Annotated in this window: 27 protein-coding genes and 1 tRNA gene; 16 read left to right on the top strand and 12 right to left on the bottom strand. The window is 62.9% G+C overall.

Annotation, left to right across the window (positions count from 1 at the left end; genetic code table 11):
* Positions 1 to 121: 121 nt before the first annotated feature.
* The 3 genes from tpiA (at position 122) to ILT46_RS03355 (ending at position 3,111) form a co-directional block, all read left to right on the top strand.
* A complete protein-coding gene (gene tpiA, locus ILT46_RS03365; RefSeq protein WP_199503234.1) occupies positions 122 to 886 on the top strand; it encodes a triose-phosphate isomerase in 765 nt (254 codons plus the stop codon).
* An 82-nt stretch (positions 887 to 968) separates the two neighbouring features.
* Entirely contained in the window at positions 969 to 1,373 is a 405-nt protein-coding gene (gene secG / locus ILT46_RS03360) for a preprotein translocase subunit SecG (RefSeq protein WP_199503233.1), read from the top strand.
* Positions 1,374 to 1,476: 103 nt separating this feature from the next.
* The gene (locus ILT46_RS03355; RefSeq protein ID WP_199503232.1) at positions 1,477 to 3,111 is read left to right on the top strand and encodes a CTP synthase; all 1,635 of its coding nucleotides are present in this window, start codon (positions 1,477 to 1,479) and stop codon (positions 3,109 to 3,111) included.
* 284 nt (positions 3,112 to 3,395) lie between these two features.
* Here the strand turns inward: ILT46_RS03355 and ILT46_RS03350 are convergent, their stop codons facing one another.
* Positions 3,396 to 3,857, bottom strand: a complete 462-nt coding sequence (locus ILT46_RS03350) for an Hsp20 family protein (protein WP_199503231.1) — start codon at positions 3,855 to 3,857, stop codon at positions 3,396 to 3,398.
* A gap of 112 nt (positions 3,858 to 3,969) precedes the next feature.
* Here ILT46_RS03350 and grxC point away from each other — a divergent pair, with 112 nt between their 5' ends.
* The 6 genes from grxC to ILT46_RS03320 all read left to right on the top strand — a co-directional run bounded on the left by grxC (position 3,970) and on the right by ILT46_RS03320 (position 6,735).
* The gene (grxC, locus tag ILT46_RS03345) at positions 3,970 to 4,233 is read left to right on the top strand and encodes a glutaredoxin 3 (protein WP_199503230.1); all 264 of its coding nucleotides are present in this window, start codon (positions 3,970 to 3,972) and stop codon (positions 4,231 to 4,233) included.
* A gap of 10 nt (positions 4,234 to 4,243) precedes the next feature.
* Positions 4,244 to 5,062, top strand: coding sequence for a carbon-nitrogen hydrolase family protein (locus tag ILT46_RS03340; protein WP_199503229.1), 819 nt, complete (start codon positions 4,244 to 4,246; stop codon positions 5,060 to 5,062).
* 7 nt (positions 5,063 to 5,069) lie between these two features.
* The gene (locus ILT46_RS03335; protein ID WP_199503228.1) at positions 5,070 to 5,525 is read left to right on the top strand and encodes a DUF1178 family protein; all 456 of its coding nucleotides are present in this window, start codon (positions 5,070 to 5,072) and stop codon (positions 5,523 to 5,525) included.
* 40 nt (positions 5,526 to 5,565) lie between these two features.
* Positions 5,566 to 5,642, top strand: a tRNA-Arg gene (locus tag ILT46_RS03330).
* 91 nt (positions 5,643 to 5,733) lie between these two features.
* Positions 5,734 to 6,147 (top strand): hypothetical protein, encoded by a 414-nt coding sequence (locus ILT46_RS03325; protein ID WP_199503227.1) that lies wholly within the window; start codon positions 5,734 to 5,736, stop codon positions 6,145 to 6,147.
* A gap of 12 nt (positions 6,148 to 6,159) precedes the next feature.
* A complete protein-coding gene (locus ILT46_RS03320; RefSeq protein ID WP_199503226.1) occupies positions 6,160 to 6,735 on the top strand; it encodes a hypothetical protein in 576 nt (191 codons plus the stop codon).
* 256 nt (positions 6,736 to 6,991) lie between these two features.
* On the opposite strand, the gene ILT46_RS03315 is transcribed toward ILT46_RS03320, so the two are convergent.
* Positions 6,992 to 7,750: a hypothetical protein gene (locus tag ILT46_RS03315; RefSeq protein ID WP_199503225.1), complete on the bottom strand. Its 759-nt coding sequence runs from the start codon at positions 7,748 to 7,750 to the stop codon at positions 6,992 to 6,994.
* 211 nt (positions 7,751 to 7,961) lie between these two features.
* Between ILT46_RS03315 and ILT46_RS03310 the strand changes: the two genes are divergently transcribed.
* Complete coding sequence (locus ILT46_RS03310) at positions 7,962 to 8,582, top strand: PRC-barrel domain-containing protein (RefSeq protein ID WP_199503224.1); 621 nt, start codon at positions 7,962 to 7,964, stop codon at positions 8,580 to 8,582.
* A gap of 21 nt (positions 8,583 to 8,603) precedes the next feature.
* On the opposite strand, the gene ILT46_RS03305 is transcribed toward ILT46_RS03310, so the two are convergent.
* Both ILT46_RS03305 and hppD read right to left on the bottom strand, forming a co-directional pair.
* A complete protein-coding gene (locus ILT46_RS03305) occupies positions 8,604 to 9,179 on the bottom strand; it encodes a VOC family protein (RefSeq protein ID WP_199503223.1) in 576 nt (191 codons plus the stop codon).
* Positions 9,176 to 10,291 carry a 4-hydroxyphenylpyruvate dioxygenase gene (hppD, locus tag ILT46_RS03300; RefSeq protein ID WP_199503222.1) on the bottom strand — a complete coding sequence of 372 codons (1,116 nt, stop codon included), beginning with the start codon at positions 10,289 to 10,291 and terminating at the stop codon, positions 9,176 to 9,178. Before hppD ends, ILT46_RS03305 begins: the two co-directional genes overlap by 4 nt.
* Before the next feature lie 135 nt (positions 10,292 to 10,426).
* Between hppD and ILT46_RS03295 the strand changes: the two genes are divergently transcribed.
* The 3 genes from ILT46_RS03295 (at position 10,427) to ILT46_RS03285 (ending at position 13,353) form a co-directional block, all read left to right on the top strand.
* Positions 10,427 to 10,744 (top strand): FtsB family cell division protein, encoded by a 318-nt coding sequence (locus tag ILT46_RS03295; RefSeq protein ID WP_370592314.1) that lies wholly within the window; start codon positions 10,427 to 10,429, stop codon positions 10,742 to 10,744.
* Between the two features lie 193 nt (positions 10,745 to 10,937).
* On the top strand, positions 10,938 to 11,948 hold the full coding sequence (pdhA, locus tag ILT46_RS03290) for a pyruvate dehydrogenase (acetyl-transferring) E1 component subunit alpha (protein WP_233396999.1): 1,011 nt from the start codon (positions 10,938 to 10,940) through the stop codon (positions 11,946 to 11,948).
* Between the two features lies 1 nt (position 11,949).
* Positions 11,950 to 13,353 (top strand): pyruvate dehydrogenase complex E1 component subunit beta, encoded by a 1,404-nt coding sequence (locus ILT46_RS03285; protein ID WP_199503220.1) that lies wholly within the window; start codon positions 11,950 to 11,952, stop codon positions 13,351 to 13,353.
* Here the strand turns inward: ILT46_RS03285 and ILT46_RS03280 are convergent.
* The 6 genes from ILT46_RS03280 to ILT46_RS03255 form a co-directional block, all read right to left on the bottom strand.
* Positions 13,350 to 14,033: a TadE/TadG family type IV pilus assembly protein gene (locus tag ILT46_RS03280; RefSeq protein ID WP_199503219.1), complete on the bottom strand. Its 684-nt coding sequence runs from the start codon at positions 14,031 to 14,033 to the stop codon at positions 13,350 to 13,352. The genes ILT46_RS03285 and ILT46_RS03280 overlap by 4 nt on opposite strands.
* Entirely contained in the window at positions 14,024 to 14,614 is a 591-nt protein-coding gene (locus ILT46_RS03275) for a TadE/TadG family type IV pilus assembly protein (protein ID WP_199503218.1), read from the bottom strand. Before ILT46_RS03275 ends, ILT46_RS03280 begins: the two co-directional genes overlap by 10 nt.
* A complete protein-coding gene (locus tag ILT46_RS03270; protein ID WP_199503217.1) occupies positions 14,611 to 16,455 on the bottom strand; it encodes a VWA domain-containing protein in 1,845 nt (614 codons plus the stop codon). Before ILT46_RS03270 ends, ILT46_RS03275 begins: the two co-directional genes overlap by 4 nt.
* 154 nt (positions 16,456 to 16,609) lie before the next feature.
* Positions 16,610 to 17,056 (bottom strand): TadE family protein, encoded by a 447-nt coding sequence (locus ILT46_RS03265; RefSeq protein WP_199503216.1) that lies wholly within the window; start codon positions 17,054 to 17,056, stop codon positions 16,610 to 16,612.
* Positions 17,056 to 17,529 (bottom strand): TadE/TadG family type IV pilus assembly protein, encoded by a 474-nt coding sequence (locus ILT46_RS03260; RefSeq protein ID WP_199503215.1) that lies wholly within the window; start codon positions 17,527 to 17,529, stop codon positions 17,056 to 17,058. Before ILT46_RS03260 ends, ILT46_RS03265 begins: the two co-directional genes overlap by 1 nt.
* Positions 17,529 to 18,923: a TadE/TadG family type IV pilus assembly protein gene (locus ILT46_RS03255; RefSeq protein ID WP_199503214.1), complete on the bottom strand. Its 1,395-nt coding sequence runs from the start codon at positions 18,921 to 18,923 to the stop codon at positions 17,529 to 17,531. Before ILT46_RS03255 ends, ILT46_RS03260 begins: the two co-directional genes overlap by 1 nt.
* A 49-nt stretch (positions 18,924 to 18,972) precedes the next feature.
* On the opposite strand from ILT46_RS03255, the gene ILT46_RS03250 reads away from it, so the two are divergent.
* Together ILT46_RS03250 and ILT46_RS03245 are read left to right on the top strand one after the other, a co-directional pair.
* Positions 18,973 to 19,620, top strand: coding sequence for a squalene/phytoene synthase family protein (locus ILT46_RS03250; protein WP_199503213.1), 648 nt, complete (start codon positions 18,973 to 18,975; stop codon positions 19,618 to 19,620).
* Positions 19,621 to 20,088: a hypothetical protein gene (locus ILT46_RS03245; protein WP_370592313.1), complete on the top strand. Its 468-nt coding sequence runs from the start codon at positions 19,621 to 19,623 to the stop codon at positions 20,086 to 20,088.
* Here the strand turns inward: ILT46_RS03245 and trmFO are convergent.
* Positions 20,085 to 21,428: a methylenetetrahydrofolate--tRNA-(uracil(54)-C(5))-methyltransferase (FADH(2)-oxidizing) TrmFO gene (gene trmFO / locus ILT46_RS03240; protein ID WP_199503212.1), complete on the bottom strand. Its 1,344-nt coding sequence runs from the start codon at positions 21,426 to 21,428 to the stop codon at positions 20,085 to 20,087. The genes ILT46_RS03245 and trmFO overlap by 4 nt on opposite strands.
* A 56-nt stretch (positions 21,429 to 21,484) precedes the next feature.
* On the opposite strand from trmFO, the gene ILT46_RS03235 reads away from it, so the two are divergent.
* Positions 21,485 to 22,165: a lysoplasmalogenase gene (locus ILT46_RS03235; protein ID WP_199503211.1), complete on the top strand. Its 681-nt coding sequence runs from the start codon at positions 21,485 to 21,487 to the stop codon at positions 22,163 to 22,165.
* Here the strand turns inward: ILT46_RS03235 and gyrA are convergent.
* A complete protein-coding gene (gene gyrA, locus ILT46_RS03230) occupies positions 22,126 to 24,909 on the bottom strand; it encodes a DNA gyrase subunit A (RefSeq protein ID WP_199503210.1) in 2,784 nt (927 codons plus the stop codon). The genes ILT46_RS03235 and gyrA overlap by 40 nt on opposite strands.
* Positions 24,910 to 25,035: the final 126 nt, after the last annotated feature.

Genomic DNA, 25,035 nt, shown 5'->3' with positions numbered 1-25,035 from the left:
CAACAGGTGGTCGCAAAGCCGGGACAAGGGTTTTGACGTGCTCTCCGCGCTGGGCTAGCGGGGCCGCTCCGCCGGCGGCAATGCCGGCCACGCAATCACGAGACAGAGCGGGAATTTCACGATGGCCGAACGGCCCTATATTGTTGGCAACTGGAAGATGCATGGCCTGCGGGCGATGCTGCCCGAAGCGCGCGCGATCGATCGCGGTGCCCAGCGCACGATGAAGGTCGAAGTCGCCATTGCGCCGCCCGCCACGCTGATCCACGCCGTCTATCGCGAGGTCGAGCAGATCGGTGTCGGCGCGCAGGATTGCCATGGTGCTGCCGAAGGGGCGCATACGGGCGACATCTCGGCTGCAATGCTCGCCGACGCGGGCGCGAAGTTCGTCATTCTCGGCCATAGCGAACGGCGGCAGAATCATGCCGAAAGCGATGCGGTGGTGCAGGCCAAGGTGCAGGCGGCGCTTGATGCCGGGCTCAAGATCATCCTGTGTTGCGGCGAAAGCGAAGCGGTGCGCGATAGCGGGAAGGCGGTAGAATTCGTCGTCGCGCAACTGCGCGCGTCGCTCCCGGCAGGGCTTGAGCAGGCGGGCGAGCGGCTGACCATCGCCTATGAACCGATCTGGGCTATCGGCACCGGGCGCACGCCGACGGTGGATGATATCGGCGAAATGCACCGTGCGATCCGCGCGTTGACGGTCGAGCTGTTCGGCTCGGACGAGGCTGAGCGGATCCGCATTCTGTATGGCGGTTCGGTCAAGGCGGAAAATGCCCGCGAGCTGCTCGGCGCTGACGAGGTGGGCGGGGCGCTGGTTGGCGGGGCCAGCCTGACCGCCGAAAGCTTCCTCGGCATTGTCCTTGCGGCGAGCGAGCTGCAGGACGCCTGAGCAGCCCGCTACCCTTGCCCTCTGCGCGCCGCGCCTCTAAATGGCGCGCCGGTTGCCCTGTCGTGACGAAGATCGGACCGTAATGTCGCTTTTCCTGTTTCTGTCGGTATTGCAGGCGATAATCGCCGCCGCGCTGGTCGGCGTTATCCTGATGCAGCGCTCCGAAGGGGGCGGGCTGGGTATTGGCGGCAGCCCGAGCGGGATGATGAGCGCGCGCGGTGCGGCCGATTTCCTCACGCGGACCACGCGCATCCTGGCGATCCTGTTCGTGCTGATGTCGATCGCGCTGGCGGTGATCGCCGCGTCGCAGGGGTCCGATGCGGCGATCGAATCGACCCTCCAGCGCGGCGCTCCTGCAGCCGCCGCACCGGCGCAGCCGGCTCCTGCCGATCCGGTGGGCGGGGCGGTGGGCGATGCGTCTGCACCGGCCGGGAAGCCGGCTGCCGCGCCGGCGGCGCCCGCGGCGACTCCTGCGCCGGCACAATAATCGCCCCCCCGCTACGGCGGTACGCAAATTGTGGACATAAACACGGGCGGGCGCCCGATCGCGCTTGCCCTTGCTCCCCAACAGGCCTTAAGGCGCACCTCCCATGGCGCGGTATATTTTCATCACCGGCGGCGTGGTCTCCTCGCTTGGCAAGGGTCTCATGGCGGCATCGCTCGCTGCGCTGCTGCAGGCACGCGGCTATAAGGTCCGCATCCGCAAGTTCGACCCCTATCTGAATGTCGACCCGGGCACGATGAGCCCGTATCAGCATGGCGAGGTCTATGTCACCGATGACGGGGCCGAAACCGACCTCGACCTTGGGCATTACGAGCGCTTCACGGGCGTATCCGCCCGGCAGAGCGACAATGTCACGTCGGGGCGGATCTATCAGCAGATCATCGCGCGCGAGCGGCGCGGCGATTATCTCGGCGCGACGGTGCAGGTCATCCCGCATGTCACCGACGCGATCAAGCAATTCGCGCTGGCCGATGCCGATGACCTCGACTTCGTGCTATGCGAGATCGGCGGCACGGTGGGCGACATCGAATCGCTGCCGTTCATGGAGGCGATCCGCCAGCTGCGGAACGAGCTGGGGCCGCAGCAGACCGTGTCCGTGCACGTCACGCTGGTGCCCTATATCGCCGCTGCCGGCGAGCTGAAAACCAAGCCGACGCAGCATTCGGTGCGCGAGCTGGCGGCGTTGGGTATCCAGCCCGATGTGCTGCTGTGCCGAGCCGAACATCCGATCCCCGAAAGCGACCGGCGCAAGATCGCGCAGTTTTGCAATGTTCGCGCCGAGGCGGTGATCCCGGCGCTCGATGCGCCCTCGATCTATTCGGTGCCGCTGCAATATCATGCCGAAGGGCTCGACCGCGAGGTGCTGCGCGCCTTCGGCATCGACGACGCCCCGGCGCCCGATCTGTCGCGCTGGCATGATGTGACCGACCGCTATTTCAACCCCGAGGGCGAGGTTACGGTCGGCGTGGTCGGCAAATATGTCGGGCTGCAGGACGCCTATAAATCGCTCAACGAGGCGCTGGTGCATGGCGGGCTGGCCAACCGGGTCAAGGTCAACATCCGCTGGCTCGATGCCGAACTGTTCGAGCGCGAGGGGGATGAGCTCGCCGCGCAACTCGAACCGATGCACGCCATCCTCGTGCCGGGCGGGTTCGGCGAGCGCGGCTCGGAAGGGAAGATCGCCAGCGTCCGCTTCGCGCGCGAGCACGGCGTTCCGTTCCTGGGCATCTGCTTGGGAATGCAGATGGCCTGCATCGAAAGCGCCCGCTCGGCCGGCCACGCCGCGGCCTCCTCGACCGAATTCGGCGCGACCGAGGAACCGGTCGTGGGCATCATCACCGAATGGATGAGCGAAGAGGGGCTGCAACAGCGCGAAGAGGGCGGGGATCTGGGGGGAACGATGCGGCTCGGCGCCTATGATGCGGTGCTGTCGCCCAACAGCCATGTCGCCCGAATTTATGGCGGGGCGTCGACGATCTCTGAACGCCACCGCCATCGCTACGAAGTCAACGCTGCCTATCGCGACGCGCTGGAGCGTGACGGGCTGATCTTTTCGGGCATGTCACCCGACGGGCTGCTGCCGGAAATCGTCGAGCGGCCGGACCACCCGTGGTTCGTCGGGGTTCAGTTCCATCCGGAACTCAAGAGCAAGCCGTTCGACCCGCATCCGCTTTTCGCCGGGTTTATTGCGGCAGGTCTGCGCCAATCCCGCCTCGTCTGACGGACGTTGTCCCCGCCCGGCCGGATAATGATTACAAATGCCGTTAGTTTTGTCGGAACCTGCGGTTCCGCTTATGCAGTTGTTTATCTTTTATCAATTTTGCGGCAACCGGACAGCAGCAGCGGCGCCTGACCCGATGGATTCTGGTCGGCGTGGTGCGGCAAGCTTGTCGCGGGTGTGACCGTCTTCTGCGACCCGGACGGTCAAATGCGCGCGGGGCGGCGTTCGTCGTCGCGGGGGCGAGCTTAGGCTCGCCCCCACATATTTTCCGGCAATGCTGATGATCAGTCCGTCACGTTATCCGCGCTATCGATGGTCACAGGTGCGCTGCCAATCGCGATTTTCTGCGGTTTCATCGCCTCAGGAATTTCGCGCACCAGATCGATCTGTAGCAGGCCATCGGCCAAGGCGGCATTCTCGACCCGGACATAATCCGCCAGTTCAAAGCGCCGTTCGAAATTACGACTGGCGATGCCGACATGGAGCATCTCGCCCTCGGCCTGCGTTTCCTCGCGCTTCTTGCCTTCCACGACCAGCAGGTTCTGCTGCGCGGTAATCTCGATATCGGCCGGCTTGAACCCGGCCACGGCCAAGGTGATGCGGTAGTGATCTTCGCCCCGACGCTGGATGTTGAAGGGCGGATAATTGTCGCCGCCATTGGCGCGGCTCTGGCTTTCGAGCAGGTCGAACAGACGGTCAAAACCCACGGTCGAGCGGCGGTAGGGGGTAAAATCGAAACGGGACATTGAAACAAATCCTCCATTGAGCAATTTGATTTGGACGAAGGGCCCGGCTTGCGGCACCCTTCGGACCTGACTTGGTCACGCATCGCCCGATTTCAACTCCCAGGAGAAACTGATGCCCGCGCCGAAGATCGACATCTATACCAAGTTCGGCTGCGGCTATTGCGCGCGCGCCAAGCGGCTGCTCGACCAGAAAGGCGCCGCCTATAATGATTACGACATCACGCTGGGCGGCGAGAAGCGCGACGAGATGATGCGACGCGCGCCGACTGCGCGGACAGTGCCGCAGATCTTCATCGGCGAAACCCATGTCGGCGGGTCGGACGAGCTGGCCGATTTGGAACGGCGCGGCAAGCTCGATAGCCTGCTCGCCGGCTGACAGCCGCCGCATGGTCCGCATTGCGCTGTTGCAGGCGACGACCGGGATCGATCCGGCGCGTAATGCCGACCTTCTCGCGCACGCGGCCGAGCGTGCGGGTGAGGGCGGGGCGGCCATGCTGTTCACGCCGGAAATGTCAGGTCTGCTCGACCGTGACCGGGCGCGGGCCGCTCCGCATATCGTCAGCGAGGGTGGCAACGCGGCGCTGAGCGCGATGCAACAGGCGGCGCGCGAACACGGCCTTTGGATTGCGCTCGGTTCACTCGCCATTCGAAACGAGGACGGCAGCCTCGCCAACCGGTCTTTCGTGATCGACAGCCGGGGCGAGATCGTCGCCCGTTACGACAAGATCCATATGTTCGACGTCGCGCTGGGTGGCGGCGATGATTGGCAGGAATCTGCGGCCTACCGCGCGGGGAGCGACATCGTCACCGTGGCGGGCACCCCCGTCGGCCGGCTCGGGCTGACCATCTGCTACGATCTGCGCTTTCCGGCTCTGTTCGAGGCGCTTGGGCGCGAAAGCTGCGATGCGATTGCCATTCCCGCTGCGTTCACCGTGCCGACGGGGCGGGCCCACTGGCACATCCTGCAGCGGGCCCGCGCGATCGAGGCAAGCGCCTTCGTGATCGCCGCAGCGCAGGCAGGTCGGCATGAAGATGGACGCGAGACTTTCGGTCACAGCCTGGTGGTCGATCCGTGGGGCGAGGTGCTGCTCGATATGGGCAGCGCGGGCGGGCAGGTGGGTTTTTGCGACATTGATCTCGCGCGGATTGCGGAAGTCCGCACCCGTCTGCCCAGCCTTGCCAACCGGCGACCTATCCGCCCATAGCGCCGCCATGATCGTTTTCGACCTTGCCTGCACCGATAGCCACCGGTTCGAGGGCTGGTTTGCCTCGAGTGCGGAGTTCGAACGCCAGCAGGGGCGCGGACTGATAGTGTGCCCCTATTGCGGCGATACCCAAGTCGTTAAGGCCCCAATGGCCCCCGCCGTACCAGCCAAGACCAATGCGCGGGGTGCGGATAGAGCCGTCCCAGTCGCCGGCAACGCCCCACCGCCCGCCATGCAGCAGGCGCTGGCCGCGCTGGCCAAGGCGCAGGCCGAGATGCTCAAGGACAGCAAGTGGGTCGGGCGCAAATTTGCCGAGACATCGCGCCAGATGCATTATGGCGACGCCGAGCACCGGCCAATCCACGGGCAGGCGACGCTCGCCGAGGCGAAGGCGCTGGTCGAAGAAGGCGTTACGGTGGCGCCGCTCCCGCTGCCAGTTGCGCCGCCTGAGGAACTGAACTGATTGCCAGCACGCGACCTCTAGCCTAATCGGCGACCCAGGCGCGCCCGTAGCTCAGCAGGATAGAGCACCAGATTCCTAATCTGGGGGCCACAGGTTCGAATCCTGTCGGGCGCACCATTCCGGTACAGCTTTGGGCACCATTTGTGGGGGGAGTTCCTGTCACTGCTCGTGCGACGGCAGCTTTGGAACCCACGATCCGAATCCGTTCGTGGTCAACCTCAACCCGATCAACGAGAAGGCGAACGTACTCTCGCCGAAGGGGGTCATCCACGTGGGCGAACTTTTCTCGCAGCAGATTGCTGAACCTCTCAATGATGTGGGGAGTAATCCGGCGCTGCGGGTCAGCCAGTTGTCTTTCAAGAATGTCGGCGTCGGCCGTGAAGGCTTTTCTCTGCGCCGCGAGGGCTGGTGTGGGGTGCGTTCTGCTCGCGCGTCTGCTGCACTCAAGGGCCGCGCTCGAGAGGTCGAACCCAAGCCAGCGAACTCGGCCGTTGTTGGGCCGGGAGGAGACGGTCAGCTTTCGGTTGCAAATCGGCAAAAGCCGCCGTCCAGGGGCTGTTTCTTGATGTCGCACGTCACATATCTGCCCGGTGACACTCCGATCACACGATGTCAGAATTGAATAATGATAAACTTGGACCCGGTCATCAAGCATATCGACGCGCTGCTGGATGAGGACACCGACCAGAGCGTGACCTATGCTGCCTTGGAGGCTCGGTTGGCGCTCGAACGGGTATGCTACGATCGATTCCGCCAGCGGCATGATTACATTTCCCACGAGCAGCTTCGGCGCTGGCAGCCTGGTGCCGTGGTCAACATGCTCATCAAAGAGGTGAACGAGCATCTCGGCAAGACCCTCACCCTCAGTATCAGCAAGTCGCCAATCGCCCCCGGTGTTAAGCTGGAAGATGACGAGTATATGGAAGTCGGGACGGAAATCGGTTTCAACCCGCAGAACATTGCAAAGCTGTGGAACGCGCTGGCCAAGCTGGCGCTTTACGCCCACCTATCCGAACACCGCAACGATGCAATACCAGCATACGGTGATCGGCCGCGCATCCGTGCGAAGGTGGAGGAGGTGCAGGCGGAACTTCGGAGGCTCGCCAAGGGGACTATGACATTCTCCGGCCTCGGAGAGGAAGTGAAGTTCGAATGCTCGTGCGGCGAATTGAACAAACGGCGCGCGACGGGCAGCACGTCCACTGTCTGAACCCAGAATGCAAGCAGACGTGGAAGGCTACGCGGGACGACGACGGCTTCGGCTTCGAGCAGGTGACGGTCCCCGTGAACTGCGAGGCGTGCAGCGCCGCCAACCTCATGCCCTGGCGCTTCTTTCTTGATATGAAGCACGACGAGGTTGGTTCATTCTCATGCCATTCCTGCCGCCAAAAAAATTACGTGCAGTGGCGGTTGATGCAAGTCCACCGAGAGAGCAGTGTCGGCTGTCAAACTGATGCATGATGGCGTCAGTTGGAAAGCTTGACGATCCTTTTGTTTAGCCGTGCAATCCTTGTATCCCAATCACCTTTCCATCCTTGTTCTCTTGCTTCCTCGGATAGGGCACCTGCGGCAACATAATCGCCGCGCTTCTCAAGGATGATAGCAAGCTGCTTGTAGCCATGGTGCGACGGCAACGTGTCTGGCGGATACCTGTCAAACGTCGCCTCACCCCTCTGGACGAGGTCGATCTTTCGCTGCGCCTCTTCCCCGCTATCTTCGAACCAGTCGATCTCGATAAAAGGTTTTCTTGCGGGTGCGAGGAAAGCCTCAGCAGCCAAATGTGATAGCTGAATCTGATCTCGGCAGGCTGTCTCAGCTCGTTCAAGAGCGAAGCTATCTGCGTCTCGCCATCTGTAGTAGACCATAGCCTTCGCCTGATATGTGAAGTGTTTCGTCAGAACATTCTCTGAGACGGCAAGCAGCTCCTCCGCTTTGTCAATTATTCGGAACCCAATGGTGCGGTCTGCCTCATGTTTGAACCAAGTCGCCAACGTTGAAAGTAGGGCACTGGGGTTGCTAACGTCGCCGCTGCTTGACCCTTCGATCAGCATACTTTCCCCATCGATCGCGCCCATAGGCTGAAACGTCGCTAGGATATGCGCGCGCTCGTCATCGTCAAATTCGGTCAACCACCAATCAGTTAGGCCCGACGCACCGATGAAGCCGTGAATTTGCTTCTTCTTCTTCTTTTGGAATGGCCACATCGCTGGAATCACCCTTTTCACGCAGCGGCATTGCTATCGCGTTTAAATCCAATCACCCAGCCCCGGCCCGATCATGTGAGGTCGCTTGCCGCATTTCGAATAACTCAGGCGACGCGTATGTGTCAGCTTTTGGGGCAACAAGCCAATAAGGCAAGAGACTGGAATTGGGGCGCAAAGCGGACGCTAAGCCAACGCTGCGACGAAAATTTCCCATTGATCTAAGTGCCCATCGTTGTCACGCCGGGCGCACCACTGGCATCCGCGGGCCGAAGCGAGGAAGCGCACCATTATCGAGACTGTCGCGCCGTATTTCGGCCCATTCGCCATTCTCGTCGGCGCCCTGTTGACAGCAGCCAACAAGGGCGCGCGGATTACCGGTTACGGCTTTATCGCTCTGACGATCGGCGCAGCTATCTTTACGATCCTCGGCATTGCGAAGGGCGACTGGTTCGCCATTTCAGTCAATGCCGCGCTGACGGTCGTGAACGGAGTGGGGATCAGGCGCTGGTTGGGGCAGGTTGCCGTGGCCGAAGAAGCCGCCGCCGAAGCCAATGCGGCCAGCGCCGAAAGCACCGACGTGGAGACCATCGCACCCGTGAGTGGGCTGATCGGTAGGACCGTGCGAACCGCCGATGGCGAAAAATACGGCGAGGTCGTTGACCTCATGCTCGGCACGCAGCGGCGCAAGGTCAGCTATGTTGTGATTCACCCCGCTGGCGAGGCAGCAAGCGCGTTTGTCGGGCTGGCCCCGGACCAACTGCGCTTTGAAGCTGAGGAGGCGGTTATGCTGTGCCCGCACGATCGCTGCCAAAAGCTCGACGCCGATTCGTGGCCCGTGGAGTTGGAGGGCTGACCGGAGGAGCAGGCGTACCTGTCAGGCGTCGTCCGGCGTCTCCGCTGCGTGTTCGGCTCTGGCGATCGCATGGAGCCAATCGGCGTGCCGGGGCGCCTTCTTCGTGGCAGACCATTCGTCCAGCATCATCGGCGCGACGCGCTTCAGCTCGGCATATTGCTCGTCAGTTCCGATATCGGCCGCCAGTTCGACGCGGTGGCCGTTAGGATCGAAGAAATAAATCGACTTGAAAATGCCGTGATGCGTCGGACCCAGCACGTCGATACCGCAGCTTTCGACATGCGCCTTGGCAGCCATCAGCGCGGCCTCGTCAGGCACCTTGAATGCCAGATGCTGGACCCAGGCCGGCGTGTTCTCGTCGCGGCCCATGGGGGTTTGGTTGGGCAGTTCGAAAAAGGCCAGCACGTTGCCGTTCCCGGCGTCGAGGAAGACGTGCATATAGGGGTCATACGCGCCGGTGGAGGGGACGTGATCCTCGGCAAAGGCGGTGGTGTAATCCATCCCGAGCACGCGGCCGTACCACTCGACAGTCTCCTTTGCGTCCTTGCAGCGATAGGCGACGTGGTGAATGCCCGAGAGGGAGACAGGGCCGGTCATTGGGCGTCCTCCGTCGCCTTCGCGCCGGCACCGGCAAGCGCGCCGCGCTTCAACTGATCGGCTTCGATGGACTTGAACAGGGCGGTGAAATTGCCTTCCCCGAACCCCTCATCCTTCTTGCGCTGGATGAATTCGAAGAACACCGGGCCGATCACCGTCTGGCCGAAAATCTGCAGCAGCAGGCGCGGATCGCCGTCAGCGGTCGAGCCATCAAGCAGGATACCGCGTTGCTGCAATTCGGCCACCGGCTCACCATGGCCGGGCAGGCGGTCATCGATCATCTCGTAATAGGTGTCGGGCGGGCTTGAAGCGAACGGCACGCCCAGCGCCTTGAGCTGATCCCAGCTGGTGTAGAGATCGTCGCTGGCGAGTGCGATGTGCTGGATGCCTTCGCCGTTATATTCGCGCAGATATTCCTCGATCTGCCCGCCGCCGCTGGCGCCCTCCTCGTTCAGTGGAATGCGGATCTTGCCGTCCGGCGCGGTCATCGCCTTGGAGGTGAGGCCGGTATATTCGCCCTTGATGTCGAAATAGCGGATTTCACGGAAGTTGAAGATGCGCTCGTAAAATGCGGCCCAATGGGCCATGCGCCCGCAATAGACATTGTGCGTCAGGTGATCGATCACCTTCATTCCGGCGCCGACGGGGTGCCGATCCACCCCCGGCTCGTACTCGAAATCGATGTCGTAGATTGACAGGTCGCCCTTGGCCGACCCTTCATAGCGGTCGATCAGATAGATCAGTGAATGGCCGATCCCGCGGATCGCCGGGATGCGCAGTTCCATCGGCCCGGTGCGGCTTTCAGCCGGCTCTGCCCCGCGCTCGAGCGCCTTGGCATAGGCATCGGCGGCATCGCGCACGCGAAAGCCCATGCCGCAGGCCGACGGGCCGTGTTCGGCCGCGAAAAATGCTGCCGGGCTTTTGGGCTCGTAATTGGCGATCAGGTTGATCCCGCCCTGACGCCACAATTGCACCTCTTTTGACCGGTGGCGCGCCACCAGCGAGAAGCCCATCTGGGTGAACACGGGTTCCAGCACGCCTTTTTCGGGCGCCGAAAACTCGACGAACTCAAACCCGTCGAGGCCAAGGGGATTATCAAACAGATCAGCCATCACGCGCTCCGAACCGGTTTCATCGGCAACCACTATCCTAGCTCTTACCACCGATCAACCGGAACGGCGCTGAGGCGATTTCGCCGTGCGCATCAAAACGCTTGAACCATCGGGGTTTATGTGATTCTTGGGCGGGTGACAAAAGAAGGCCATCGCATAGCGCTCCCCCGCGAGAAGCTGACCCAAGGTGTCGCGCTGGCGATCCTTCTGCTACTGGGCGGTCTGGCGATTGCGGGGCCGAGCGGTTTTCTCGCCTGGGGCGAGAACCTTCGCCTGCGCGATGAACGCCAGGCGCGGATCGTGCAGCTGGAGCAGGAGCGCGACAAGCTGCGCAACCGTGTCGCACTGCTCGACCCCGACAATGCCGATCCCGATCTGGTTGGCGAGTTGCTGCGGACCAATCACAATGTCGTCCACCCTGACGAGATCGTGATTTCCCTCGAAAGCAAATAACCGTTATCCGACCTCGACCCGCGTCGGATTGCGCGGCGGCGCGCAATTGCGCATAGGCATGGCCATGCCGTAGCGGCGTGGGGCCGCGATCTGACAAAGGATATCGGTCTTGGCCAAGACAGCCCGCCAATCTGCCACAGCGACCACTACGCCGCCCACGCCGGGTGCCGGCGATAACGCAGAAGCGTTTGCCCTGCGCTCGTTGCAGGACCGCCTCGTGGCAAATCCGCGCTATGCCGCGAGCGACGACGAGCTTATGCATTTTTACGAGCAGATGCTGCTCATCCGCCGCTTCGAGGAAAAGGCCGGGCAGCTTTACGGGCTGGGCCTGATTGGCGGCTTCTGCCACCTCTATATCGGGCAGGAAGCAGTCGCCATCGGGCTGCAGAGCGCGCTCAATCCCGATCTAGACAGCGTGATCACCGGTTATCGCGACCACGGACACATGCTCGCTTACGGGATCGACCCCAATATCATCATGGCCGAACTTACCGGGCGCGAGGCGGGCATCTCGCGGGGCAAGGGCGGCTCGATGCATATGTTCAGCACAGAGCATAAGTTCTACGGTGGCCACGGCATTGTCGGCGCGCAGGTCGCACTGGGCGGCGGGCTCGCGCTGGCGCATCAATATCGCGGCGATGGCGGCCTGTGCCTGGCTTATTTCGGCGATGGTGCAGCCAATCAGGGGCAGGTCTACGAAACCTTCAACATGGCCAGCCTGTGGAAGCTGCCGATCGTGTTCGTGGTTGAGAACAACCAGTATGCGATGGGCACTGCGGTCAGCCGCAGTTCGGCCGAAACCGATTTCTATCGTCGCGGAACGGCGTTCCGGATACCCGGCATGGATGTGAACGGAATGGACGTGCTGGAAGTCAGGCAGGCGGCCGAGATCGCCTTCGACTATGTTCGCGCCGGCAACGGCCCGGTGCTGATGGAATGCCAGACCTATCGCTATCGCGGGCATTCGATGTCGGACCCGGCTAAATACCGTACCCGCGAAGAGGTACAGGAGCAGCGCGAGCATAACGATCCGATCGAACGCGCGCGCGCCCAACTGATCGAGCGCGGACAGAACGAAGATGCGTTGAAGGCCATCGACAAGGATATCCGATCCCGCGTCGCGCAAGCGGCGGATTTTGCCGAAACCTCGCCCGAGCCGGAGCCATCCGAACTCCATAGCGACGTGCTGGTGGAGGAGTATTGAGATGGCGATCGAACTGAAGATGCCCGCACTCTCCCCCACGATGGAAGAGGGTACGCTGGCTCGCTGGCTGGTGAAGGAAGGCGACAGTGTTTCGTCAGGCGATGTCATTGCCGAGATCGAAACCGACAAGGCGACCATGGAATTCGAAGCGGTCGATGAAGGCGTGGTGGGTAAGCTGCTTGTCGCTGAAGGCACCGAAAACGTGAAGGTCGGCACCGTCATCGCGACGCTCGACACAGACGGAGAAGGGGCGGGACAGGCACCGGCCGCTGCCAAGGTGGAAGAGGCGCCTGGCAACCCGGCGGCGGACCTCCCAGCTGCACCCAAAGCGGCTGCCGAAGCGCCCGCTGAAATTGCCGAGGAGGGTGCGGAGAAGCGCGCGCCGGTGGCACAAGCCGATCCCCAGGTGCCCGCCGGGACCAACATGCTGACAATCTCGGTCCGGGAGGCATTGCGCGACGCGATGGCCGAGGAAATGCGCCGCGACGAACGCGTGTTCGTGATGGGCGAAGAGGTCGCGCAATATCAGGGCGCCTACAAGGTGACGCAGGGCTTGCTCGACGAATTCGGGCCCAAGCGCGTCATCGACACGCCGATCACCGAATATGGATTTGCCGGCATCGGCGCGGGCGCCGCCATGGGCGGCCTGCGCCCGATTGTCGAATTCATGACCTTCAACTTCGCGATGCAGGCGATCGACCACATCGTGAATTCGGCTGCCAAGACCAATTATATGTCGGGCGGCCAGATGCGGTGCCCGATCGTGTTCCGCGGCCCCAATGGCGCAGCGAGCCGGGTCGGAGCGCAGCACAGCCAGAATTTCGGACCGTGGTATGCCAGCGTGCCGGGACTGGTCGTTATCGCCCCCTATGACGCGTCGGACGCCAAGGGGCTGCTGAAGGCCGCGATCCGCAGCGAAGACCCGGTTGTGTTCCTGGAGAACGAGCTGGTTTATGGCCGCACTTTCGAACTGCCCGAACTGGACGATCACGTCCTGCCGATCGGCAAGGCACGGATCGTGCGCGAGGGCCGGGATGTAACCATCGTCAGCTACTCGATCGGGGTCGGCTTTGCTCTTGAGGCAGCCGAAACTCTGGCGGGCGAGGGGATCGAGGCCGAGGTGCTGGATCTGCGAACCTTGCGCCCGCTCGACCGCGAAGCCGTGCTCGCCAGCCTTGCCAAGACCAACCGGCTGGTGGTGGCAGAAGAAGGCTGGCCGACCTGCTCGATCGCGTCGGAGATTATGGCCATCTGTATGGAAGAGGGCTTCGACCACCTCGACGCGCCGGTAATGCGCGTGACTGATGCGGACGTACCGCTGCCCTACGCCGCCAATCTTGAGAAGCTGGCGCTGATCAATGCGGAGCAGATTGCGGCCGCCGCGCGGAAAGTGTGCTACCGTTAGGCAACCACGATGTCGAAGCTGTCATGCTTGTCGCAGGTCTCGGGCGTATCGGGCTGATTTTCGTCGCGCTGATAGATTTGGGTTAGATCGCGGTCGGCGCGCACGTTGAAAGCAGCGTGCGCGCGAATCGTCCGGTCGCTGACGAACATATCGGAAAATAGCGGTCGGTAGTCATAGGCAATCTCGACGAACATCACCGCATCACGATGGTCGAAAGCCGACACCGGCGCGTCCGCCGGGCCCATGCTGTAGATCGCCGGGCTGCCAAGACCGTCACCTTCGTTGCCGTAGGTCGAGGCGTGGACCTTGCGCCCCTTGCACCGCTGCCAGTGAATATAATTGCGGCCGTCCTCGGTGCCCGGGACTGTCTCGAGGCTGGAGATGATTACCCGCCCCCGGCCGAACAGGTCGAGCCCAGCACCCGTCTGATGCGCCGCGCCAAGCAGCAGATCGCTGATGTCACTTTCGTAAATCTGCTGGTTCTCAAGCCGGGAGATGTCTCCGATCCTCGATGCATTGTCGGCGATGTGCGTGGCTGCCTGGTTGATGCGCATGGTGGTGACGACGAGATTGATCGTCTCGATTCCATACAGGCTGACCGCCAGGAGGAACGGCAGGGTCAGGGCGAACTCGACCATCGCCACGCCGGCAGTGGCGGCCCCCAGACGGATCAACCGCATGACCGCGTCTCCAGCGTCCGCTCTATCGAAGAGTAGGGTTGATTGCGCAGGACCGTCGCCGCGTTGATCGTGACCGTGCCGGATTGCCCGGCGAGCTGCGCCATCGGGAATATCCGCGGGTAGCTCATGCTGACCTCGTATAGCACGGCCAGCCGAGCGCCGCCGATGCCCGCCGCGCCGCGGTCGGTGTCGTAGGCTCCATTGCCGTTAGCATCTTCATACGGCTCGCCGTCATTGCAGGCGCCATCCTCGTTGAGATCGGTGAAATCCTCGGACTGCCCGACGGAGGAATAATCAGCATAGGCGCGGCGGCTGAAGGTGAGCGCGGCGTTAGGTACGATGTGGTGGACCATATCGGTCACTCGCGCATCCAGCACAGCCGTCGAGGCGCCTTCGATGGTCGAATCCCGCGCGGCTTTCTGGAGCGAACCCTGGAGCAGGGTGTTCGCATACATGTTGAACCCGATATCCCAGATGCCCATCAGCGTCAGCAGGAAGACCGGCGCGATCAGGGCGAACTCGATCGCAGTCACACCGCTATGCTCGCGACGCAGGTTAAGGAGGCTGCGCAGCGTGTTCACCGCGATAACCTCAATTCGCCCATCGATTGCGCGATGGTGGAGAAGGCCTGGTTGAGGGATTCAGCGCTGTCCGCTTCGAAATAATGGCCGGCCCCGGCGCATTGGGTCATGGCGGCGTTGAGTTCGGTCCCGAAGGCGATCACCCAGACGGTCGTATTCATCTTCTTCACTTCGTTGCAGGCAACGCCGAAGCGCGCTTCTACCGTCTGGGCCAACGTCATCGGGCCTCCCGGTTGCCAGCGACGCCGGTCGAGCGGTTCGAGGCCGTAGCTGCCATAGGCCATGTCATAGGGTTCGGTCTGCCCATCTGTCAGGAAGATCAGATGGCGCGACGTCGGGTTGCCGGCGAGGTCTGCGTTCTCGGCCGCGAACAGTCCTCTGGGCGACAGCAGCCGTCCACCCCAGATCATGCCGATGTCATGATAGGTCGCACCGGCCGGACTGAGAGTCGCCAGGTAGCTGTCGAGAGCGCCCTGGTCCATTTGTGCAAGCTTGCGGGCAGGGGCAGGGCATCCTGACATCCACCAATAACCCACTTGGGCATATGTGCTGCTCGATACGGTAGGGGCGACTTTCCAGCTGCCATAGCCCCACTGATCGAACGCCCGTGCATAGACGTGTCGCGGATACATCGGTCGCCACTGCGTATTGGGGTTATCTGCAGTGGGGACAGTGTGAATGTCGAGATCGAGATTGGCGGCAAGATCGACTGACGAATAATCGGTAATCCGCGTAGTCTTGCGTTCTTCTATGCAGTTCGTGCCCTCGGTCCGCCAATTCGCCACATCATATTCGATCGGGGCATACCGCCATGCGAAATGTGGCTCGGCCACCCGGTCGAAATCCTCGACGAAGTCGGTTTCTATCTGTTTCTCAACAGTACACACACCATTGTTGAGGCTGTGCCGAAAACTGTCGCCCGTCCGGGTTCGCCGGTATGTCTGCACGATCTGTGTGCCGGATGTTGGACCGGCAAACGGATACTGAGCGGTGCCCAGCAAACGGTCGCGTGAGTTTACCGTATTGCGGGGAAGGGGCTGTTCGCAGCGATAGGTGCCAGAAGATGTTGCGCTCGCGCTATCGAGCGATTCCTCCGGGGACGTTCCGGGCGGGTAATAGGTTGCTGCATAACTCGACTGCGGCGTCCAGCTCGAACGGGTGCCTGATACATAGCGCCAGTTTCTCTCGTACGTGCGTGTACTGGGCATCTGCTCACGCGACTGATACGTCCAGCGCGTCGTCACCCATTCATCTTTCAATAAATGGGCGACGCTGACATTGCTGGCATAGGGGACGAAGCCGTAGCGAACGCGCGATGTGGGCGATTTGGAGCTTTCGAGCTGCCGATGGAAATCCCGGATCACTGCCTTCATCACGTCGATCCGCGGTGCGCTGTCCCCCGCATTGGTGTGCCGCATCGACCCAGTGACATCGAGCACCATCATGATGTCGAGATTGCTGAAGTTGAGCCTGGCTGTGCACGCGACCGACAGATCGACGCTATCTTGACCGAAAATCGACATGATTGTTGTCGGCACATCGACCTGAGCGCTGCCGTTGACCGAGAACTGGTCGTCCAGCGCAATCCGAAAGGCGCGGTTCTCGCTGCCGAATGCTCCGTCCTGATAGTTGACGCCGAAAAATCGCTGGGCCGCGCGTTCGACCTCGGCAGGAATCCCACCATCCAGCACGGCTTGGGACCCCAAGCGCTTACGCGCTGCCAGAACCCCGGCGTCGCAAGCCTGCTGCAGCCGGGTTTCGGCAAGATAGGCGCGGCCTACATCGATGCTGCCGCCGATGAGCGCAAGCAGGGGCAGCAAGCCACCGGCCACGATCATCATCGTGTTGGCCGCGCTTTCGCGCAGGAGCCGCTCGAGGCACCTTCTCACGGTCACGACTATGCTTGATTTGCCCCGCCGCATGGCAGTTGGCCTAGCAAACCCGCGTAATTCGATGCTCAACGATAATGGTTAATTTGTTCAGCTAGGGACCAAATCACGCGCCGGTCGGCGTCGCTGTAAGAAAGATCGGCCGGGAGTAGGTCGATATGCTGTCGTCGATGCCAATGAAACCCAAGAAGCTGGGCCGGACGTAGGTCATCGTCAGCTTCTTTTCGATCGCGCCGGTGATCCGTGTGGGCTGATCCGTGATCGTGACGTCCAGACGCTCGTCAAGCAGCATGTATGGTGACGAAACGGCAATAGCAAAAGCGCGCTCTTCCATCTGGAGATTCGTCAGGGTCAACGACTTCTGGTAATCGATCGCGATGCTTCGCGCAGCGTCGGATGCGACCGATTTGAGCGCACTGCTGTTCTGGACATGCACGCCGACCTGCAGAATACCGATCAGCATGGCCAGCACCAGCGGCGCAGCCAGCGCGAATTCAATCAATGCTCCGCCCTGGCGGTCATCGCGGACCCGACAAGATAGATTGCGCGCCATCAGTTCACCTGCACCGAGCGGTCGATCGCGAAATTCACCGGGCCGCCGACACCGAAATGCGTCCAGGTCGGAGTGTAAGTATCGCGCAACTCGATCTTGACCAGTTCTGACACCAGTACATCCTCGGGACAGGCGGTGGCGGCAGCAACCAGTGTTTCCGAGACCCCGCAGCGGTAGCTTTTGCTGAGCCTCACTTTATGGTCGAGGGTTGCGGCCGGGATGCCGAGCGAGGCGCCGATGATTGCCTTCATCTTTGGCAGGCTTTCCTCGCCACCATCGGCGAAGGTCAGCGCGATCAACTCGCTTTCGGCCGCAGCGCTCTCGAGTTCCTGATAGCGCGTCAACATCGTGCCGACCTCGAAAGCACCTAGACCCAGCGTGAGCAGGAGCGGCGCAACCAATGCCGTTTCGATCATCGCTGTACCGCGACAGTTGCACATCAAGCGGGCGCCAAGGTGAACCAGCGCGCGCATCAGGCGACCAACCGTACTCCGCCGCGGACGTAGCCGCCGCTCAGCGAATCGTCCGTCGGGCAAAATGTGCTGAGGTGGGCATTACCGCCGATCTCCACCCGGTTTGCCGACAAGAGCAGACAGGAGCCGGACACGCGCGCTCCGCCGTTGATGCGCATGGTGTTCCTGGGCGTGTAGATCAGCCCTTCGATCGTGCCCTGCGTATTGCCGTTGATGATATGCTTGTGCCCGCCGCTCAGCGTATTGCTCTTGTCCTCGAACACCAGGATACCCTGATACCGTTCCGCATATGGCGCGTTGACCGTGCCGACCATTTGCGACGCGGTAATCGGGGTGAGCGATATCGGGCCAGCATTGCCCGTTCCGCCCAGCTTCATCTGCGCACCATTCTTCAGGACGAACATGATGCCCGTTCCGGTCACGCTATAATTCGTGCTGAGGTCGAGCACGCCGCCATCGATGACGTAAATACCGGGCGCCATGGTGACGTTGCACTGCGCTACGAAGCTTGAATAAACGCCGGGGGCCGGTGCCGCGACCTTCACCTTGCCCTTGCTGCAATCGAGCGACTTGCGGCGCGGATCCTGCGGCTGTGGGGTGGGCAGATCGGCGAACTCGTCTTCCAGACCGCGTACGCCTTCATGCACGGCGAGTCCGTCGGGCGCCTGGATCGATCCGCATGCGGCGATCGAGTCTGCCTCGATGGTGGCATTGTCACCAATGATGATCGCATGGCCGTTATCGCCGTCGGCGTCAGAATTGTCGCACGACAAAGCGGCAATCCCGCAACGCGCGTTAACGGTTGCGCCGTTGTGAATGTCGACCCCGACGCCATCGGTGGCGAGCGCTTTGACGCACGCCGCAAACGAATCGCCGCGCCGCCATGTGGCCTGGGCCGATACCGAGACAACGAGAGGCGAACGGGTCAGGAACGAGCTGAATGGCAGTGAGCGCGACGCCGTGGCGGTCACCGCAACGGCATTGTTCTCGCCCCCGGCATAATCGACGAGATTGATTGTCGGGTCAGAGACGAACTCGGTCGTGTTGTCGAGATTATGCGCGAATTCCTGCGCCGCGCGGTCAGCATAGAGCTCGTCCTTCTCGCCGGCGAGAGCAAATGCGCCGGCTATCGCCGCCTGGTCGGCCGCATGCTGCATTTCGCGCTTCCACATGTAGTATTGCGAAAAATCCGTGGCCAGCCCGGCCCCGCCGATCAGGGCAGGCATGCCGAACGCGACTAGCATCGTTGTGTTGCCACTGACGTTTCGGCGAAATTTGCGCAGAAAGCGGGTGCTGATCGCGGACATCATGCTCGTCACGTTCCTTCTGCAACCTGCGCGCCCTACACCGTGCAAGTATCCGGAAAACGAAAGCAAAAGGTTAACATTCTGCAAGCCGGCCGTTTGCCTTGACAGCTTACATGGGTCGTAACAGGGCGCCGATGTGTCGGTTGCGCCGCCTCTCACGCCTGAGCAACAGCTCGCCTTGGCCTTTGCCCCGGCGCACCAGCGTGGGGCAATCGCCAGCCTGTTCGAGCTTGATCGCACGCTGGGCGAGATCGTTCGCCGCGAGGCCGAAACGGGTTTGAAGCAATTGAAGCTTGCCTGGTGGCGCGAGGTGTTGGGCGCAGGTTCGGTACCCCCGGAGGCGCCACCAGTGCTCCGCAGGCTGGCAGAGGCAGGGTATCCTACCGCCACATTACGGGATCTTGCCGAGGGATGGGAATTGCTTCTTCAGGAGCAACTGACGGCGGCGGATATAAGGCTGTTTGCGCAGCACCGCGCAAAGGGCTGGACGTGGGCCGCCGGGCTCAGCGGTACGGGCGAACCTTTGGCGGCGGCGGCTGCCGGTACGCGGTGGGCGCTGGCCGATTTCGCTATTCACGTTTCTGACCCGCGCGAAAGCCAGGCGGCGATTGACCTTTTGGTTCAGCAGGCCGGCAGCAAGCTTCCGCGCGCCTTACGGTGGATGTCCATTCTCGAAGGACTGACATTGCGGCGGCTGTCAGCGATACAGGGCAAGGCGCCACGTTTGGGTGAAGCATTACGGCTGACGATACTGGGCCAACCCTATCGCTGGCAGGAGAATTAGGTGACGGGTACGCGCAATTTCATACTCGGCGGTTTTCTCTCGCTGCTCCTCCTCAGCGTCGGGCTGTTCTGGTGGCAGGGAAGGGCGCAGGTCGAGGAGGCGGCACCCCCGCCCGCCGCAGCGCTCCCTACGCCGGGACCCGAGGAGCTGCCGATTGCCGATCCCGGCACATTACGCGGCCCGTCGCCGCCCGAGGCGACCGAACTGACCCGTGAGCAGCGCCGATTCTTTCGCTATGATCGCAATCGCGACCTCAGGGTCACGCGCAGCGAGATGCTCTCGACGCGGAGCGCAGCCTTCCGCAAGCTCGACAAGGACGGGAATAACCTGCTGACATTCGAGGAGTGGGCGGTGGCTACGGTCGACAAGTTCGACAAGGCCGACCGGAACCGCGATCGCGAACTGAGCCAGGCCGAATTTGCCTCCACCGCGCCCAAGCCGGCCGCGCGTCCGGCCTGCCGCTGTTAAGCGGCGATCGCGGCCTGCCAGGCGCCGAGATCAGCTTTCGCGCGTGCAGTGTACGCTTCCTTGCGCGCCTTCTTGCGTATGTCCGGCAGGGGCGGGAACAGCCCGAAATTGATGTTCATCGGCTGGTAGCTGTCCGCCTCGGCGTCGCCGGTGATATGCGCCAGCAAGGCACCGAGCGCCGTCGTCCGCGGGGGTGCCTGCCATGATCGCCCCGTCAGTTCGCACGCGGTCATTATTCCTGCCAGCAACCCCACCGCGCCGCTTTCGACGTACCCTTCGCACCCCGTGATCTGGCCGGCAAAGCGGATATGCGGCGCCGCCCGCAGCCGTAACTGCCGGTCAAGCAGCGTCGGCGAATTGAGAAAGGTGTTGCGATGCAAGCCGCCCAGCCGTGCGAATTCGGCCTTTTCCAGCCCCGGGATCGTCCGAAACAGTTCGACCTGCGCTGAATATTTGAGCTTGGTCTGGAACCCGACCATGTTCCACAGCGTGCCGAGCTTGTTGTCCTGCCGCAATTGCACCACCGCGTGGGGCCAGCGGCCTTGGGGAAATTCGGGTGTCGCGGTCCGCGGGTCGTCCAGTCCGACCGGCTTCATCGGGCCGAACCGCAGGGTGTCGAACCCGCGCGCGGCCATCACCTCGATCGGCATACACCCTTCGAAGTAGGGAGTGCTAGCTTCCCATTCGCGGAATTCGGTTTTTTCGCCGTCGAGCAGACCCTGATGGAAGGCCGCGTATTGTTCGCGGGTCATCGGGCAGTTGATGTAATCCTTGCCGTCGCCCTTGTTCCAGCGGCTCTGGAACCAGCACACATCCATGTCGATGCTGTCGCGGTGCACGATCGGGGCGATGGCGTCGAAGAAGGCGAGCCGATCCTCGCCGGTTGCGGCGACAATGCTTTGCGCCAGCTCCTCGGCGGTGAGCGGCCCGGTCGCAACGATGGTGAGCCCGGCATGGGGCAGGCGATCCACCCGCTCGCGCACGACCGAAACCGTGGGCAACGCGTTCAGTTCACGGGCGACTTCGGCCGAGAATACGTCGCGATCGACCGCCATGGCGGAGCCCGCCGCCACACGCGCCACTTCGCCCGCGCGCATGATCAGCGAATCGAGTTGGCGCATTTCATGGTGCAGCAGGCCGACCGCGTTGCGCTCGTCATCGTCCGAGCGGAAGCTGTTGGAGCAGACCAGTTCGGCCAGACCATCGCCCTGATGGGCAGGCGTGGTGGTCCCGCTGCCGCGCATTTCGGAGAGGCGCACGCGGACACCGCGCCGGCCAAGCTGCCAGGCCGCTTCACTGCCGGCGAGCCCGCCGCCGATAATATGCACATCATGCGTCATAGCCCGCGCCTAGCGCTTGCGAGCCGGGCTGTTCAAGGCCAAGCGTGGGCGAGGGAATGGCGGGGGTAAGGGCAGTGCACACGTTCGACAGGCACGGTAGCTGGCTGTTTGCGAGCGTGCTTGGCGCCGCGCTTTATTACGTCGTCGCCCGCCAACCGTGGCCCGATGGGGTATTGATCGCGCTCAAGGGCAGCGGCGTTGCCCTGCTCGCACTATGGGCCTGGCAGGCGGGGCCCGCTGGGCGCGAGCGCAAGATGCTCGCCGCCATCCTCGTGCTTGGGGCCGTGGCCGACATGGTGCTGGAACTGTCGCTGGAAGCAGGCGCGGCGATTTTTCTGGCAGGGCACCTCGTCGCGATCTGGCTCTATCGATCCCAGCGCCGGCCCGACCCTGCCGCTAGCCAGAAAGCCGCCGCCACCGCGCTGCTGCTGATCCCGCCGCTATTGGGCTGGTGGCTGACGCGCGATCCGCTGGTGGCGCTCTATGCCACCGGCCTTGGCGCGATGGCGGGGGCGGCGTGGCTCAGCCGCTACAGCCGTTACCGGGTCGGCATCGGCGCCGTCCTGTTCGTCGTGTCAGACCTGTTGATCTTCGCGCGCGCAGCCGGGCAGGCCACGGCGCTGGCCGACTGGCTGGTCTGGCCGCTTTATTATGGCGGGCAATTTCTTATCGCGACGGGCGTGATCGCCGCCGCCCGTCAGGCGTCGGCGGGCGGCGGATCGTCGCGGTCGGGCTGATCGTCGACCGCCACCTCGGTCGCGGTGCGGCCGACCATCTCCTCCGCGATCGCCTCTTCCGCAGCGTTCTCGGGCGCTTCTTCTTCGTCGAGCCGGACCGCGCTGACAACCTGTTCGCCGTCGGCCACCTTGAACAGCCGCACGCCCGCTGAGCCGCGCCCGATGACCCGCAGGCTCGCGAGGGGCAGACGGATCAGCTTGGCCTGATCGGTCACCAGCATCAGCTGGTCGGCCTGCGTCGCCGGGAAGCTGGCCACGACTGGCCCGTTGCGTTCGATATTGTCGATATTGGTGATGCCCTGACCGCCACGGCTCGTGCGCCGATATCCATAGGCCGAGGACAGCTTGCCGAAGCCATTGGCGCAGACGGTGAGGATGAACTGCTCGCGCTCGCGCAATTCGGCAAAGCGCGCCTGGTCGCGCATTTCGCCATCCTTCTCCGGCTTCCATGGGGCAAAGCGCAGATACTCCTCGCGCTCTTCCTGATCGCGCATCCCGCCGCGTTGCAGGATCGAGAGCGAGATCACCTCGTCATCACCCTTGAGCAGCATTCCGCGCACGCCTGTGGAGGTGCGGCTCTGGAATTCGCGCACATCGTCGGCCGGGAAGCGGATCGCCTTGCCGCATTTGGAGGCGAGCAGGATGTCGTCACCCGGCTGCGTCAGCGCAACGCCAATCAGCCGGTCGGCGCTATCGTCGTCAAACCGCATAGCGAATTTGCCGTTGCTAGGAATGTTCGCAAAGGCATCCATGCTGTTGCGGCGAACATTGCCCCGCGCGGTGGCGAACACGACATTGAGCGCGCCCCAGCTTGCCTCGTCCTCCGGCAGCGGGAGGACGGTGGCGATGGTTTCGCCATCATCGAGCGCGGGCAGCAGGTTGACGATCGGGCGTCCGCGCGTGGCCGGCCCGCCTTCGGGCAGCTTCCACACCTTGAGCCGATAGACCTTGCCGGCAGTGGAGAAGAACAGCACCGGGTTGTGCGTGCTGGTGACGAACATCTCCATCACCGCGTCTTCTTCCTTGGTCGCCATGCCGGCGCGGCCCTTGCCGCCGCGGTTCTGCGCGCGGAAGGTGGAGAGCGGGGTCCGCTTGATATACCCGTCGAGAGTGACGGTGACGACCATCTCGTCGCGTTCGATCAGGTCTTCGTCATCCAGCCCATCCCACGCCGGCGCGATTTCGCTGACGCGCGGGGTGGCGTAGGTGTCGCGGATTTCGACCAGCTCGTCGCGCATCACGCCATAGAGGCGCACCCGGTCGGCCAGGATCGCGAGATAGCCCTCGATCGCGGCGGCAAGCGTGTTGAGCTCGTCGCCGATCTCGTCGCGGCCGAGCGCAGTCAGCCGGTGGAGGCGCAGATCGAGAATGGCCTTCACCTGCCGTTCCGACAGACGATAGGTGCCGCCCTCCTGCTCGGCATCCGGCTCGATCGCCTCGACCAGCCGGATATAGGGCGCGATGTCGCCGATCGCCCATTCGCGCGCAAGCAGCTTGGCGCGCGCGTCGGCCGGATTCGAGGCGCCGCGGATCAGCGCCACCACCTCGTCGAGGTTGGAGACGGCGACCACCAGGCCAAGCAAGATATGCGCGCGGTCGCGGGCTTTGTTCAGTTCGAACTTGGTGCGCCGGGTGATCACCTCCTCGCGGAAAGTGATGAACGCCTGTATGATATCGCGCAGGCTGAACACTTCAGGCCGCCCGCCGCGAATCGCGAGCATGTTGGCGGAGAAACTCGCCTGCGCGGGCGTGTGCCGCCAGATCTGGTTCAATACCACCTCAGGCGTGGCATCGCGCTTGAGATCGACGACCACGCGCACGCCTTCGCGGTTCGACTCGTCGCGAATATCCGCGACGCCCTCGATCCGCTTGTCCTTGGCGGCTTCGGCCATTTTTTCGACCAGGCCCGACTTGCCGACCTGATAGGGGATCGAGGTGAACACGATCGATCGGCGGTCGCCGCGGCCTTCCTCGATCTGGTGGCGCGCCCGCATGAGGATCGAACCGCGCCCCGACAGATAGGCCGCCTTGGCCCCCGCGCTGCCGAGAATCAGCGGCGCGGTGGGGAAATCCGGCCCGGGAATGATCGCAAAAAGTTCCTCGCTGGTAATTGCCGGATTGTCGATAAAGGCGAGGCAGCCATCGATGACCTCGCCCAGATTATGCGGCGGCACATTGGTCGCCATGCCGACCGCGATCCCGCCCGCGCCATTTACCAGCAGGTTGGGAAACCGTGCCGGCAGCACGGTGGGTTCCTGCCGGCTGCCGTCATAATTGTCGACGAAATCGACCGTATCCTTGTCGAGATCGTCGAGCAGGGTATTGGCCACCCGCGCCAGCCGCGCCTCGGTATAACGCATCGACGCCGGCGGATCGGGGTCCATGCTGCCGAAATTGCCCTGACCATCGACCAGCGGCACCCGCAGCGACCAGTCCTGCGTCATCCGCGCCAGCGCGTCATAAATCGCACTGTCGCCGTGCGGGTGATAATTGCCCATCACGTCGCCGACGATCTTGGCGCTCTTGCGATAAGGGCGCCCGGCGACAAAGCCGCCTTCCTGGCTGGCGAAGAGAATGCGGCGATGGACCGGCTTCAGCCCGTCGCGCACATCGGGCAGCGCGCGGGCGACGATCACGCTCATCGCGTAATCGAGATAGCTCGACTTCATCTCATCGACGATGTCGATGCGGGTGAACTGGCCCAGCGGGTTGGGCGGGGGAAGGGTATCGGTCGCGTCGGTCAAGTCAGGTCTATTCGCATGGATCGCCGCAGAAGTGCGGGCACCACATCGGCCTAGGCCATTCGCACCGCAGCCGCTATAGAAACCGCCCCGGCAAGCGGCCGCCAACCGGCCTTTTCCACATCTCGG

The organism is Qipengyuania sp. YIM B01966, assembly GCF_016461955.1.
Lineage (GTDB): Bacteria > Pseudomonadota > Alphaproteobacteria > Sphingomonadales > Sphingomonadaceae > QFOP01.
Note: the sequence above shows the minus strand (reverse complement) of the source record. Positions and strands in the feature narration are given on the sequence as shown.